At 57.3% G+C, this 14,922-nt stretch carries 10 protein-coding genes; 6 read left to right on the top strand and 4 right to left on the bottom strand.

Translation table 11 applies throughout. The annotated features are described in order from the left end of the window. The first annotated feature begins 44 nt into the window (after positions 1 to 44). Positions 45 to 860 carry a class I SAM-dependent methyltransferase gene (locus KR541_RS04000; RefSeq protein ID WP_216089367.1) on the top strand — a complete coding sequence of 272 codons (816 nt, stop codon included), beginning with the start codon at positions 45 to 47 and terminating at the stop codon, positions 858 to 860. Positions 861 to 1,035: 175 nt separating this feature from the next. On the opposite strand, the gene KR541_RS04005 is transcribed toward KR541_RS04000, so the two are convergent. The 3 genes from KR541_RS04005 to KR541_RS04015 all read right to left on the bottom strand — a co-directional run bounded on the left by KR541_RS04005 (position 1,036) and on the right by KR541_RS04015 (position 5,471). After that, positions 1,036 to 2,934, bottom strand: coding sequence for a glycosyltransferase family 2 protein (locus KR541_RS04005; protein WP_252996659.1), 1,899 nt, complete (start codon positions 2,932 to 2,934; stop codon positions 1,036 to 1,038). 322 nt (positions 2,935 to 3,256) lie between these two features. After that, positions 3,257 to 4,657 (bottom strand): ABC transporter ATP-binding protein, encoded by a 1,401-nt coding sequence (locus KR541_RS04010; protein WP_216089369.1) that lies wholly within the window; start codon positions 4,655 to 4,657, stop codon positions 3,257 to 3,259. After that, complete coding sequence (locus KR541_RS04015; protein WP_216089370.1) at positions 4,647 to 5,471, bottom strand: ABC transporter permease; 825 nt, start codon at positions 5,469 to 5,471, stop codon at positions 4,647 to 4,649. The genes KR541_RS04010 and KR541_RS04015 overlap by 11 nt, the downstream gene beginning before the upstream one ends. Before the next feature lie 498 nt (positions 5,472 to 5,969). Between KR541_RS04015 and KR541_RS04020 the strand changes: the two genes are divergently transcribed. The 5 genes from KR541_RS04020 (at position 5,970) to KR541_RS04040 (ending at position 13,742) form a co-directional block, all read left to right on the top strand. After that, positions 5,970 to 7,340: an ABC transporter ATP-binding protein gene (locus KR541_RS04020; RefSeq protein ID WP_216089371.1), complete on the top strand. Its 1,371-nt coding sequence runs from the start codon at positions 5,970 to 5,972 to the stop codon at positions 7,338 to 7,340. Between the two features lie 116 nt (positions 7,341 to 7,456). Beyond that, positions 7,457 to 10,852, top strand: coding sequence for a methyltransferase domain-containing protein (locus KR541_RS04025; protein ID WP_216089372.1), 3,396 nt, complete (start codon positions 7,457 to 7,459; stop codon positions 10,850 to 10,852). Between the two features lie 26 nt (positions 10,853 to 10,878). Then, positions 10,879 to 12,117, top strand: a complete 1,239-nt coding sequence (locus KR541_RS04030) for a glycosyltransferase family 4 protein (protein WP_216089373.1) — start codon at positions 10,879 to 10,881, stop codon at positions 12,115 to 12,117. 14 nt (positions 12,118 to 12,131) lie between these two features. Next, positions 12,132 to 12,710, top strand: a complete 579-nt coding sequence (locus KR541_RS04035) for an acyltransferase (protein ID WP_216089374.1) — start codon at positions 12,132 to 12,134, stop codon at positions 12,708 to 12,710. Between the two features lie 48 nt (positions 12,711 to 12,758). Further along, on the top strand, positions 12,759 to 13,742 hold the full coding sequence (locus KR541_RS04040) for a glycosyltransferase family 2 protein (RefSeq protein WP_216089375.1): 984 nt from the start codon (positions 12,759 to 12,761) through the stop codon (positions 13,740 to 13,742). Between the two features lie 97 nt (positions 13,743 to 13,839). On the opposite strand, the gene KR541_RS04045 is transcribed toward KR541_RS04040, so the two are convergent. Next, positions 13,840 to 14,655: a sulfotransferase family protein gene (locus KR541_RS04045; RefSeq protein ID WP_216089376.1), complete on the bottom strand. Its 816-nt coding sequence runs from the start codon at positions 14,653 to 14,655 to the stop codon at positions 13,840 to 13,842. Between the last annotated feature and the right edge of the window lie 267 nt (positions 14,656 to 14,922).

Here is a 14,922-nt window from a genome sequence, read left to right on the forward strand (position 1 = left end):
GACGATAGAAGTCTACCCAAACCGTCTACCTGAGAGAGATGAGTATGGAGCCGACGCAAATTGTCCGCGGATATTGCCACGTCTGCGGATCGCAAGCCATTTTCAAATCGTACGAGCCGGTCAATTTTCCCTGCAAGCGTAATTCATTCCTCTGCGAACACTGTGGATCATCCGCAAGAAATCGGCATCTTGCGAAGTCGATTCTTGATTTGTGGTTAAGTGGTGATTCTCGTGCGTCGCTGAGGAAATTTGCGAGAAAATTCCGCGGAACGATCTATATAGCAAGTACCTCAGGTGCTGTCGCCGAATCTCTGGCACCCCTTGGAGAGCGTCTCGTTGCCAGTGAATACATCGACGGTGCTGCTTCGGGAGAGTGTCGTAATGGAGTGCTGTGCGAGGATATCCAGGCGACATCGTTCGACGACGGCTCATTTGATCTCGTCATCACTGAGGATGTCCTGGAACACGTCCCCTCCCCTGAAATGGCATTTGCCGAGATTAGACGCATTTTGAAGCCTGGTGGGTATCATGTTTCGACTATACCAGTTAAATGGCATCTTGCTAAAAGTGAACCTCGGGCCATAATCGAGAATGGGGTAATTATTCATTTGCAGGAGCCCGAGTTTCATCTCGATCCGACCAGGGCGGAAGGAATATTGGCTTTTACCGACTACGGGCAGGATATTGTCGCACGGTACTGCAGCATCATCGGCAAGTCGGAGATGTTGGCGGCCCATGGCGATCTTGGTATGGAGCGCGCATACGCAATCTATAACAACTGGGTCTTCTTGTCGCAGCGGCACGGGGTATCATCCCTACCAGCATCTGCATGGACAAGGTTGGTCAGTCGATGGATATGAAACTGACCAAAATCGAACATCGAATTTAAAACGGCTGAATCGACGGTGTTCGGCGACAACATTGTCGATGTTGTCGTTCCCGAGGTAGCCGTTGCTTTTTGTATCCGGAGCGGGAAGGGGGCAGCGCCGGCCTGCTCCATCATGTCGCATGCGCTTCACGTAAGCAGACTTCGACTTACTCAAGCGTTCCGATGCGCGGAGGATTGGCCAGCGTGAACGGCAATACGTCCACGGCGAGGGAGAGATTCGGGTTGTATGCCGGGTCGCGGTTCAGTGCGGTACCCCATCGCTCTTCCATTCGACGCACCTCACCCACGAAGCGCTCGTATTTGTCTGCCGCCATGTCGGAACCGCGTGTTGCCGATTCGTAGTGGTACAACTCGGCGAACGGCGTCCAGACGTTTCGATAACCTGCGTCTCGCACCCGCAAGCAGAAGTCCACGTCATTGAAGGCGACGGCAAATGATTCGTCCAGGCCGCGTACTTCGTCATATATCCGTTTGCTGACAAGCAGGCATGCTGCCGTGACTGCAGACATGTCTTGCACGGATACTGCACGGTTGAAGTAGCCGAAATTGCCTCGCTTGAGCATGTGGTGCATATGGCCGGCGATACCGCCCAGTCCCAGCAGCACACCACCATGCTGAAGTGAATTGTCCGGATACCACAGGGCAGCACCGACGGCGCCGATGCCTGGTTGCAATGCGATGCCGATCATTTCATCGAGCCAGTCAGGCGAGATGACTTCGGTATCGTTGTTCAGCAGGCATACGAAACTGCCGGTCGCTGCTGCTACGGCGGTATTGTTCAGCGCGGAAAAATTGAACGGCGAGTCGTCCCGGATGATCCTGACGTTTGGGCGAAGCAATATCTCCTCGAAATAGGCGAGGGTCGCCTCGTCGGTACTGCCATTGTCGACGACGATGATTTCGTAGTTCGGGTATACCGTACGCCTGACGATGCTCTCGATGCATTGTCGGAGCAACGCGATGCCGTCTCTCGTCGGGATGATGATGGACACCTTGGGGGCAGGGGAAGGTACTGTATACCTCACTCGGAAAACCGGCAACTCGCCGAAAGGCTGTTCCACGGTTGCAGCGATGCCGGAGCGCACGAGATGATCTTCAATGGCGCGCTGCGCCGCCGTTGACGCATAGGGCTTGGCCTGACTCGTGCCTGCTGTGCTGCTGGCCGTGATGCGCCAGTGATAGAGCACATGAGGTATGTGAACGACGCTGTCGTCCCCGGCAATTTCGACGCACCGAAGCGCGAGATCGTAGTCCTGGCTTCCTTCGAACCCGAGCCGAAAGCCACCCGCTTGCCTTACCAGCGCGGTTTCGATGACGCCAAGGTGCGAGAACAGATTCTGCGTACGGAACAACGCAGGATTCCAATCGCATTTGAAGTATGGGGCCGTCCGCTGCCCATGCTCGTTCAGTTTGTCCTCGTCGCTGTAAAGCATGCGCGCGCGAGGGTAGCGATTGATGTATCGCGCAACGATAAACAGTGCGTGAGGAGGGAGGATGTCGTCGTGATCCAACAGAGCGACGAATTCACCGGTAGCCATCGCAAGGGCGCTATTGCTGGCTTCGGAGATATGGCCATTTTCGGGACGGAATACCAGCCGGATTCGGGAATCCTGAGACTGATAGCGTGTCAGGATTTCCCGCGTAGTCCTGTCCGACGATGCATCGTCGGCGATACAGAGTTCCCAGAATGGGTAGATCTGCTCCTGCACGGAATGGATCATTGCCTCGAGGTGCAACGGATTGCTGTTGTACGTCGGGACGACGATTGAAATCAGCGGCCGACGTTCGAACGACTGCAGCGCGCTTTCGGCGGCCGCACGTTCCGCGTCGCCAAATCGATCGAATTTGTTGATCCAATCGTGATAGACCTCGTCGGGCGGGGGGGCGTCGGCGAATCCTCCGCCATCACGGAGGCGCCTGGACCGAGCAAGGATTCCCTGGAGACCTTCCCGCTTAAGCATGGCCGCGTAGTGCCCGAGCGCACTCGGCAGGCTACCGCGGACGACCGCTTGGCGTCGGATCGTTGCCGCAACGACGCTGGCCATTCGGATTGCAGACGTCACTTGTCGAAGTGGCGACGTCAGACGCCATGAGAGCGACGCGTGGATGTTTCGCAGTTCATCCTCGAGCCGGATTCGATCGGCTTCCGCATTCGCGCGCAGGACATTTTCCTTGCGCAAGCCCGCGAGCTCACGCTCCAGTTCGATAACGCGCCGCGCCAATGCGCTGCCCTCGACGTCGTCACGGGGCGGGGCATCGTGCTGTGTCGAATCGTGTGAGGCGCGGTGTTGGCCGGAAGTCATATAGGTAGTAAATCAGGGCCCAGTCGGTGTGGGTTGATCGAGTTCTTAAACAGACTGATGCGTGTTACGCGGTTTCGCGAACAAAGAGTTCGATGCGATTCATAGGAACGCCGACGAGCCCGGAAGCGACACGAGCAGATTCCGATTTCACGATGATGGCGTCGTGAACGCAGTCGAGTACGCGAATGCGGTTGTCGGAAGGTGCCGCTGCCAGCACGGTGAACGCATAGTCTCCCGGCGGAAGAATCGGCATGTCGAAGCGAAACTCTGCAACGACGTGGTTTCCGTCCGGAGACGACGAACCGGCTTCTCGGAGCGCGAATACGCTGTCGTCACCAAATAGCGGCTGCCCGAGTCGGTCCTTGACGAAGAATGCAATGTACGGCGCGCCGGATTCGGTCCGACGGAAGCGAATCCGAAGCGAAACGCGTTCGCCGCCCGTGATCCAAGTAACGGGAGTGCCTTTCGTGTTGGTGAGGGTCGTGGATTCAATCAGTATCGAGTCACGTTGCGCTGGAAGATCATGCGGATCCAGATCGATGCTCGGCAGCGCCGGCAGCGTCTCGATCGTGGTGCGCGGGAATTCGCTTCGCTGATCTGCGCGCGGCTCATTGCCGAAGGCAGTCACGTCGAATTTCTTGGTGTCGGATTCAGCACGAGACACGCCGTCATCGCCGGGTTTCCGATAAAACGCCTCGAAGTAGTTCATGCAGACGGTTTTCGCACTTCCCGACTCCCGCATCACACCTCGATCCAGCCAGATGACCCGGTCGCACAGGCTGCGGATGGCGGATGAATCATGGCTGACGAACAAAACCGTCCCGGTCTGTTGAAAGCGCCGCAGGAAGCGCATGCATTTTTGCGTAAAGAATGCGTCGCCCACAGCTAGCGCCTCGTCGATGACCAGGATGTCGGCATCGACGTGTGCGATGACCGCGAACGCGAGCCGGACGAACATGCCGCTCGAGTAAGTCTTGACGGGTTGATCGATGAAATGACCGATATCGGCGAATGCAATGATCTCGTCGACGCGAGAATCGATTTGTTCGCGCGTCAGGCCGTGCAATTGGCCGTTGATATAGATATTTTCCCGGCCGGAGTATTCGGCATCGAACCCGGAACCCAGTTCGAGCAGCGCTGCAATGCGCCCCCGGGTTTCCACCGCGCCGTTCGTAGGGGCAAGTGTGCCGCAGATGATTTGCAGTAATGTACTCTTGCCGGACCCGTTTCGGCCAATGATGCCAACCGTTTCTCCGCGCGTAATCTCGAAGTCAACATCTTTGAGTGCCCAGAACATCCGCGCGCACCCCTGTGCACGTTGGCGCAGCGATTCGCGCAAGGTCGGGATCGGCGCAAGTCCACCCAGCAAGCTGAGTACGCTACGTTTCAGACGGTCGGACGGTTTACGATAGGACTCGAATCCTTTCGCGAGCGACGCAGCGCGGATGACAACATCAGATGACATCGGCAAAACCCCGGCGCGTCTTCTGGAACCATGCGAAGCCGATCCACGCAACGGCGATGGCCATGATCGAATAGATGGACCATCTATTCCAGTCGATCATATGTCCCCAGATGAGAACGTCACGGCCCTGTTCGATGGGATAGGTCATCGGATTCAGATAGACGAAGCCGCGGAACTGTTCCGGGAGCGAAGACACTGGAAAGAACACGGGCGAGAGGAACATCATCGCGGTGATGACGATCCCCACGGTTTGTCCGATGTCGCGGAGATAGACGCCGGTGGCGGACAGGATCCAGCTCACGCCCATGATGAATACGCAGAGCGGTGCGAGTACGATGGGGAACAAAACCGCAGTCAACGGCACGCTACCGACGACGGCCCATTCGGCCACCAGCAGGATGCAGACGCTCACGCTAAGGTGAAACAGCGCCGATAACAACGTCACGCAAGGCAGGATCTCAAGCGGAAAGACGATCTTCTTGACGAAGTTGGAGTGGGAGAGAATTTGCCCCGGTGCCCTGTTTACGCATTCGGAAAACAGGTTGAACACGATCATTCCGGCGAACAGCACCACGGCGAATTCGCCCTTTGATGCTGCGTGCGACGCGTCGTTCCAGCGTGACTTGAACACTTCGCTGAAGACGAATGTATAGACGCTCAGCATCATGAGGGGAGTGAGCAGCGACCAGAAGATGCCTAGAAAGGACCCCTTGTAACGTCCCACGGCGTCGCGGCGCGCGAGATCGAGCATCAGGCGGCGATTTTTCACCAGTGAAGCGGCGAGAGATCGCGGCGAAAGACTAAAGCTTTGCATAAGTTCGACGACAAGGTCAGCGGGTGTGGTACGACACAGGGAGCCGGCGGGAAAGCGGTTCCGTGCAGCCGCGATTCGATGACTGCAGGCGGACGTCAGGCCGGTACAGCACCTGCAATCCAGTGCTTTGCTTGGCCCTGAGGCCATTATGGTGCATGCGAATTATCGCATAGTGGTTCATCTGCGGACCAACGGCGCGTCCGTTGCGACGTGTGTCGAAGTGTAAATGTCGCAAGCAATCCCGGAGGCGTGTGCGGGGCTGCGGATCGGCATCGATCGTTGGCATTGCTGGTCGCAAGCCGAATCCGAATGGAATTTTGGGCCCGGGGCACGCCTCGCCGGGGCTTTTGAGACCTGTTTTCCATATTATGAAATGGTGCGTCGTGGTACGATTCGTCGTTTACCATCCGCGACAGATGGCACATCACTGGATCGATCCATCGATCGCAATCCATAGGTTGGCATCGTGTCCGGAGGGGATGCGAAGAATGAATTCATATGTCTGACAATATCGCGATCGAATCTCACGGCATCAGCAAGGGTTTTGAGTCCTACGAGCGACCCGGCGACCGGTTGAAGAGAGGAGTGCTGGGTGCTATTGCGCGACTTGCGCAAGGCCCGGCGACGCGACAAGTGAAGCACCGGCAAGCTGAAACACAGTCGAACGTATTTTGGGCCCTTCATGACGTGAGTTTCTCCGTCGCGGCCGGAGAAACCGTCGGCATCGTGGGACGGAACGGATCGGGCAAGAGCACCTTGCTTCAGATCGTCTGTGGCACGCTGGCCCCAACCAGCGGGGATATCGCTGTGCGCGGCAAGGTTGCCGCGTTGCTCGAACTCGGCTCCGGCTTCGACGTCGAGTACACCGGTCGCGAAAACATCTATCTGAATGCGCAACTATACGGGCTATCCCGTCAGCAGATCGACGATCGCTACGAGTCGATCGTCGATTTCGCGGACATTGGCGAGTTTATCGATCAGCCCGTCAAGACCTACTCGAGCGGCATGTTCGTCCGTCTTGCGTTCGCGGTCATCGCGCATGTCGATGCGGACATCCTGGTGATCGACGAGGCGCTGGCGGTTGGCGACGCATTTTTCAATCAGAAGTGCTTTCGTTTCCTGCACGAATTCAAGCAGCACGGGACCATCCTGTTCGTCAGTCACGATACGTCGACAATCAGAAAGCTTTGCTCGCGCGTCATCTGGATCGACAGCGGGCGGATTGTTGCGCAGGGAAAACCGGCGGATGTCTGTGCGGCGTATCTGGAGGCGCGCTACAGCACGACCGGAGCAGCATCCATGGCGGTGCCAATGGAGATCGAGCGTCACGACAGCGCAGTTGATTTCCGTCGTCAACGCTTCAACGCCTCCTCGTTTCGCAACGACATCCAGGTGCTGGCGTTCAATCATCAGTCGCAGGCTTTTGGCGAAGGGGGCGCGCGAATCGTCGACGTTGCATTCTTCGACGATCAGGGGCGCAGGCTCGAATGGATCGTCGGTGGCGAAACGATTACGCTGCGCGTGACAATTGAAATCGACGAGCCGCTGCTTTCCCCCATCGTCGGTTTCTACCTGAAGAACGAGCGAGGTCAGGAACTGACGGGAGACAACACGTTCGCAACCTTCGCCGAGCGCCCCGTATCATGCGACGCGGGCGACGCGCTATGCGCGGAGTTCACCTTCATCATGCCGGTACTGCCGGTGGGTGCTTTCTCGATCAACGTCGCGATTGCGGAGGGCACGCAATACGATCACGTTCAGCATCACTGGATCCACGACGCGTTACCGCTTCGCGTGCACGCATCCCGCGTGAGACACGCGCTCGTGGGCGTTCCGATGGTGCATGCCGGACTGTCCGAAGAGATGTAGCGCGGAACGGATTTGATCCACAGGCATGAGCAAAATCTCCCGGCATGAAGTTGTCGTCACGTGTTCGGCGAGATTACTTACAAGATTTTTGCAAGTTTGCAGAGCAGGATTCTCAAATGACCAAGCAAGAGCGAATTTTTCGATTCAAAGCGTCGGAAGATGATCACTCGTTCACGGGTGAACGATATCTTCCGGGCGTTGCGGGGCCGATTCAGTACGAGCACTACCATCGGTATCTTTTCTCGACGGCGATCTGCGCAGGCAAGGACGTGCTCGATATCGCCTCGGGGGAGGGCTATGGCTCTGCCTTGCTCGCGCAGGCGGCGCGCTCGGTGATCGGTGTCGATGTCGACCCGCAAGCAGTCGAAAATGCGAAGGGCCGCTATGGTGACGTACCGAACCTCCGGTTCGAATGGGGTAGCGCCACGCAGATTCCTCTTGCCGACGCATCGGTCGACATCCTCAACTCCTACGAGACGCTCGAGCATTTTCGCGAGCATGAGGCGTTCATGCGCGAGGCGCGTCGGGTACTGAAGCCGGGCGGCATCATGATCATTTCGACGCCGAACCGTCCGATCTATTCGCCGCCCGGATCGCCCCCCAATGAATACCATGTGCGCGAACTCGATCGCGAGGAATTCGTCCAGTGGCTCAAGAGCGGGTTTCAGAATTTCGTCCTTTATGAACAGAAGCCGCTTGCCGGATCGCTGCTCCAGAAGGAGGGGCGCAGCGGTGAGCGTCGCATCAACTGCTGGTCCGAACGCGACGTGGGCGAGTATCGCGAGACGGCGGACGTTCTCGATCCCGTGTACTTCATTGCGATTGCGTCCGACGGTCCGATACCGGAAATGGACGACAATCTACTTGATGGTGGTGTGTCGTTCACACGTTACGACCAGGCGCGCAACGCGCATATCGGTGCCCAAGCGGCTGAAATTGTCCGCCTGACGACGGAGACCATGGCGCGTGGCGATGAAATCGGCCGTCTGACGGCCGAGGTAGTGCGGCTGACCGACGAAGTTCTCCGGCGTGATGAAGAGATCGGCAAGTTGACGGTCGAGACCGTGCGCTTGAACGACGTCATCATCGCGAACAATGCTGATATCGGCAGCCTGAAAGCCGAAGTCGATCGGTTGACTCGGACGGTTTCTGCGCTTACCGAGACGGCCGAGCGTCGCGACGAAGCGATGACGACCTCGCGCAAGGTCCTTGAATCTCTCGACGTGCAGAACAACACGTCGACTGTTCTTGCTGCTCGGGTCGACGAGTTGACCGACCAGTTGAAGCATGCGGAGGGCGTGCTCGGCACACAGGCTCAGGACAGCGACGGCAGGCGCGAGAACGATCCGTCGATGGTTGCATTGTTGACCGAGAACGAGAGCCTTCGGCGGCAGTTGAAGCAGATCACGAATTCCACTTCCTGGCGCGTGACGAAACCGCTTCGTTATGCCGCCCGCCGTATCCGCGCAAATCAGCAGGGTGCTAGCGCGACGCCGGCTTCGCGTCCCGCAGTAACGGCGGGGCTGCCCACATCGATCGCCGAGGTCGATGGGTTGTCGTCGTTGCCGCTTCGCCCATTCGAGCAGGCGTCGGCGCCGCGAGCGACGATCGTCGTGCTGCAATCGCAAGGCGGCGCGGCGATCCGCGAATGCCTTGCGGCCCTGAGCCACCATACGACATCCGTCGCGTACCAGATATTCGTGGTTGGCGAGATCGATGCGAAGCTGGTGACGGAGAGCGGTGTCCGTATCATCGACGATCGTCATGCGGCCCAGTCGATATCCGAGCTGGTCAAGCATGTCGGTGATTTGTCCGCGAGTGAATTCGTCGTCCTGATGTCGGACGTATTGCTGGCGCGTCCGGGATGGCTGGCGGCGATCGATGAAGCGTTCGAACGCTTCGCTGACGCGTCGGCGGTCTCAGCGATCATCTTGGAAAGGAACGGAACGGTGCACGCCGCTGGCGGCGTAATCGATGCTGGTGCGCATCTCCTTGCCGCGCATGCGGGCGTCAACAGCGATAACGTCGATATCCAGAATGTGACTGAGATCAAGGCGGCGAGCCCCGGATTCATCGCTATTCGAAACGTTGCCTGGCGGCGTGCATCGCGTTTTGAGGAAGAGATGCCGGTCCTCACAACCGGTTTCGTTGCATTGGCGCTTGACCTGTTTGCACGAGGAGAGAAAACCTACTTGCAGCCGTTCGCCCGTTTCGTCATCTCGGATGCGGCGCAAGCGAGCCGGCCGAAGAATGATGACAATTGGGATGATGCGTATCAGCGTTGGCGCCTGCGGCAGCATCACGACACGCTCTTCCGTGTCGAACGCCCATTTGGCGATGTGCTTGCATCTCCGCAGCGACCGAAGGTCGTGATCGTCGACGCATTCGTGCCAAAGCCCGATCAGGATTCTGGATCGGTTGACGTCTACTGGTACATGCGGATTTTCCGCGAGTTCGGCTATGACGTGAGCTTCATTGCTGCATTCGAACAGTCGCCTCCTGTCGCCTATGTGGACGCGCTGCGGCGTTGGGGCGTGCGCGTTCAGTGTGCGAGCGATCTCGCATCGCTGAACCAGTTGTTCATGGAAGAGGTTGCGGACGCGCGCGTAGTCGTCGCACAACGCATCATCGTTGCTCGTCATCTGGTCGAACCACTTCGTCGGGGCGCGCCGCATGTCAAGCTGGTGTTTGGCACGGTGGATCTCCATTACCTCCGTGAAGAGCGCGCAGCGATCCACGACCGCTCTCCCGAAGCACTGGAAGAGGCATTGATGCTGCGGCGCACGGAAATTCAGACCGTGCGCGAAGCCGATGCGACCATCGTGGTGAGTCGTCTCGAATACGATGTATTGAAAGAGCTGGCCCCGCAAGCAAACGTCCATCGCATTCCGATCCCGCGGATGCCGACCCGCTCGGGACGTACGTTCGATGAACGGTCCGGCGTGGTCTTTGTTGGCGGATTCGCGCATCGACCGAATATCGATGCAGTGCAATTCCTGGTCGAGGAGATTTGGCCGATCGTGAGGCGGAGCCAGCCTAGCGCGGAGTTGCGTATCGTCGGTAGTGGCGTGACCGATTACGTACGCTCGCTCGACAATCCAGCGACGGGTGTGAAGGTTATCGGATTCGTGGAGAATCTGGGCGACGTGCTCGACGTGGCTCGCGTATCAGTTGCGCCCCTTAGATTCGGTGCCGGTATCAAGGGCAAGGTGGTTTCAAGTCTGTTGCATGGCGTGCCGAGCGTGCTGAGCAAGATTGCGAGCGAAGGGATGGGTCTCGTTGCAGGCGAACAGGTGCTGGAAGGTGACAGTGCCGAAGACATCGCCGCGGCGATCGTCAAACTGCTCGAAGATCCTCAATTGTGGCAGCGCGTCGCCGATGCAGGGTTCGCGGCTGCGGTTGCAGAATACTCGGTGGAGACCGTTGCAGCCAGGATGTCTGCTCTGCTCGCATCGATTAACGTGCTCGATGGCGAGAGAGATTTGCGCCCTGGTGCATTCGATATTCACTGACCGTTCCACTCATATTGATCCTCGCCATGCTGCGTTCTCTGTTCTCGTTGTTTCGTAAAGCACCGCCGCAAAGTCGTCCCCGTACCGACGGGAAGCTCGGTGTTGTAATCGAATTGGCGTCGTTCGACAAGGGCGGTCTCGAGAAGGTCGTGCTCGATTCCGCGATCGCGTTCGATCGGGCCCGTTTCGATGTCACCATCGTTACCCCGGGCAAAGTCGGACACCTTGGTACCGTCGCACGCAATGCCGGCCTGCGGGTGGTCGGATTGCCCGCAGCGAACACGCTCGCGGCTTACGAAAAACTGCTGACTGAGTTGAGCGTCGATATTTCGATGTCTCACTTCTCGAATACCGGTTATCCGCTGTTTCATCGCCTCGGGATTCCGAATATCACGTTCATCCACAATGTCTATGCGTTCTTTTCGGACGAACAGTCACGAGCGTTCGCCGACAATGATCGCTATGTCGATCGCTACGTTTCGGTCTCCAAGAACGCGACCCGCTTTGCTGTGACGAATCTTGGCGTGTCCGACAGCAAGGTCGTGACGGTGCCGAACGGTCTTATCCTGTCCGAACACGAGGCGAGGGAAAAGCAGCCTCCGAAGCTGACGCGCGCCCAGCTTGGCTTGTCAGATTCCGACTACGTGTTCGCGAATGTCGCTTCGTACAATCTGCACAAGGGACACTACGTGATGGCGGACGCGATGCGTCATTTGCTGGCGCGCAGACACGACGTCAAGATTCTCTGCGTTGGCAACGTGATCTATCCGCCTCACGTCGATGCGCTTCGCCACTATCTGGTCGAGCATGGTCTGGAGCAACATATCCTAATGCCGGGATATTTCCCGGATGTCGAAGACGTACATCGCGTTACGGACGCGTTCCTTCTTCCGTCGTTCATCGAGGGTTGGAGCATCGCGATGAACGAGGCCATGTTCTATCGCAAGCCGATGATTCTCACCGACACAGGTGCATCCGCTGAAGTCATCGATGGTGACGATATCGGGATCCTGATCCCGAACGAATATGGCGATACGCCGAATCTGAACTCGAAGTTGCTCGACGAGCTTGCCTACGCACCGAGGGAATACAAGATTGCGTCTGTCCTCGCGGATGCGATGGACCAAATGGCATCGAACGCTGCACAGTGGCGCGAAAGAGGGGCGCGGGGGCGTGACAAGATCTACGCGAACTACAACTTTGCCGATATCGTGACGCGCTACGAAGCGATCATCGAAGATGTGGTCAGGGCGCACAACCGATAACGGAAGAGGCGGATATGGTCAGCTTACTCAAGTCGTTTTACCGCTTCGTCAGGTGGCGCTTCAAACCAGCGGTTTGCTTCTACCTGGGCAATCACCTGTTCATGAATTACATGCCTTATCGAATAAGGCATTGGTTCCTTGGACGATTTTGCCAGGTGAAGATCGGTCGCGATTCAAGTATTGCGATGGGGTGCTTTGTTACGGGATATCACATCTCGATTGGGGATAATACCGTCGTAAACCGATATACCTATCTGGATGGCCGCGTTCCGTTGACGATCGGGAACAACGTAAATATTTCGCACTATACGTTGATCCAGACGTTGACGCACGATCCGCAGAATCCGGATTTCGTATGCTTGTGCAAGCCGGTTGTCATTGAGGATCACGTTTGGATCGGTGCTCGCGCAATCATTAGCCCCGGCGTTCGTATCGGTGAAGGCGCAGTGGTGGGAGCAGGGGCGGTTGTGACACGTGATGTCGAACCATACACGATCGTTGCCGGAAATCCGGCGCGGTTCATCAAGGAGCGGACGCGGGATCTGCGGTATCGGTCGCGCTACTTCCCGTTCTTTGATACCGACATCCAATGAACTCGTGTTTGAGTATTTTCTGGATGAAATCATTGCCCGGTCTTGAATATGTCAATCTTTAAATTCCGCAAGTCGTCTGCGTCTGCGCCTGCGTCCGTTTCACGGGCAAACGCCACCATTTCCGTGGTTATCCCTTTATATAACCATGCACGGTATATCGAAGGTACGTTGCAGAGTGTGTTGTCGCAGTCCTCTCCTGCCGATGAAATCATATTGATCGATGATGGTTCGTCCGACGACGGATTTGACGTTGCGTCGCGGCTTCTTGCCAATGTTCCGTATGCGAGTGCCTATCGACAGGAGAATGCGGGAGCTCATAATACGATCAATCGTGCGATTGGTCTCGCTCGCGGCGACTATGTCGCAGTGCTCAATTCGGATGACGTGTTTGCGTTGGGGAAGCTCGCGCGTTGCCGCGAACTGATTCAGGAGCGTCCCGGCCTGGGGTTGATCGCGGGGCGTGCCGGCATTATGGACGACAACGGCGTCGAACAGCACACCGGCGTCGCGATCGACTGGCTGGCGCGTGCATACGGATTTCTGAGCGATACCGAATTGCCGCAACTGGCATTGTTGAACGAGAATTTTGTCGCGACTACGTCGAACATGGTATTCAGTCGAGCGCTTTGGCAAGCCGCAGGCGGATTCCAGCCGCTTCGCTACTGCCATGATCTCGATTTCTTGATGTACGCGTTCGCCTACGACAGTGTGTATATCGACCGGGACATGAAGCATATCGTGTATCGCGTGCACGAAAGGAACACGATCAAGGAAGACTTGAGCAAGGTTCGGGTCGAGATCGCGGCTGTCATTGCGCAGGCACTTGCGATGTCGGGGCCGAGAATGTTCTCCGCGCGATTGGACGGGAGCGATCTTGATGCATTCAGGCGCTTCCTGCAGAACAAGGGGATGACGGAAATGCTGTGTTTTCTGCAGACCGTCCTACCGGCATTTCCGACTCGGTCGGCATTCTACGAATATGCTGTCGACGCACGAAATGCCGATGCATTTCGCGCGGCTGTGACAGGCTGAACTATCGCGACGCCAAAGAGAGCAGGACGATCGAAATTGCGCACGCATGGGTGCTCGTCCGTTCTCATGCCAGAGTTGGCGCGGACTGCTTGCGTACTCAGATGTATCCGAACGCTTTCAGCCCTTCTGCCGCGGTAGTGCAACAGTGGGCGATGATGTCCGGTGGCAGGCTCGTCTGCCATGCCGTTGCACGGTCGTTCAGGAACGGCCGCGACAGGTTGAGGTGACTCTGATCATGGCGCAGTACCGGCGCGCGCTTCGAGTTGTCCAGCATGGACTCTTCGAACGGTAGGCCGAGAAATGCGGTGGAGCGCGCCAAGACATCCTGCGGGTTCGAGACAAGGTCCTCGTAGCGGACGAGCAGGTAATTCGCGCGCTCGCGCATCGCATGGTGCAGGTGCAGATTGGTGTAATTCCACAAGCGAGGGAAATATTCCTCGATGCCTGACGGAGCCCACGTGACGTTTTTGAGGGATAGCATCGTGCCCCGCACGTCGCGGACGATATGGAGAAACCTGATGTCAGAGTCCAGGAGTCCAACCTGTTCCAGCTTCCGGATCGAAAGAAGATCGTCGGGGGTTTTGTCTCCACCCAGCCGTTTCCCCGCATTGGACGCAATGCGGCCATAGATTGCTGTGAGCACGCCTGCCAGGGTCGGTTCGGCTTCAAGCAGTGCGTCATCGATCTCCGCAGGGGAAATATAGGGCTCGAGAACCTCGGAGAAGTCGTCCGTCGACTTGACGATCTTGCTGATTAGAGGACGTGCCACGGACCAGTCGCTGATGCAACCGATGACGTGCGCGATCGGACTGATGAGCGTGGTTTGGTTCGGGATGAAGATCTCGCTATGCAGATTGAGCGATTCCTTGAACAGAGTCGTTCCCGATCGAGGTGAGCCGAAAAGAATGAACATGCTGTGAGTATGAGATGCAATGGATGGCGGCTTGGCTGCAACACCGAATGAGTGGCGCGGACCCGCATGATCCATCCACCGCCAATTGGGTATGAGCCGACCCGGGCGACATCGTGGATGTCAGAACGTTCTTGCCAATGTCGCATGTCGTGCCACGATGTCGGCCAGATTATATGCCCACATCGACGGTGACATGGTAAATGGCCCCCCCGCAATGTTTGCCTTACGATGCGAACACTGGGCGTCATGTTCACTTCGATAATATTT

The organism is Burkholderia sola (assembly GCF_905400185.1).
GTDB classification, from domain to species: domain Bacteria; phylum Pseudomonadota; class Gammaproteobacteria; order Burkholderiales; family Burkholderiaceae; genus Burkholderia; species Burkholderia sola.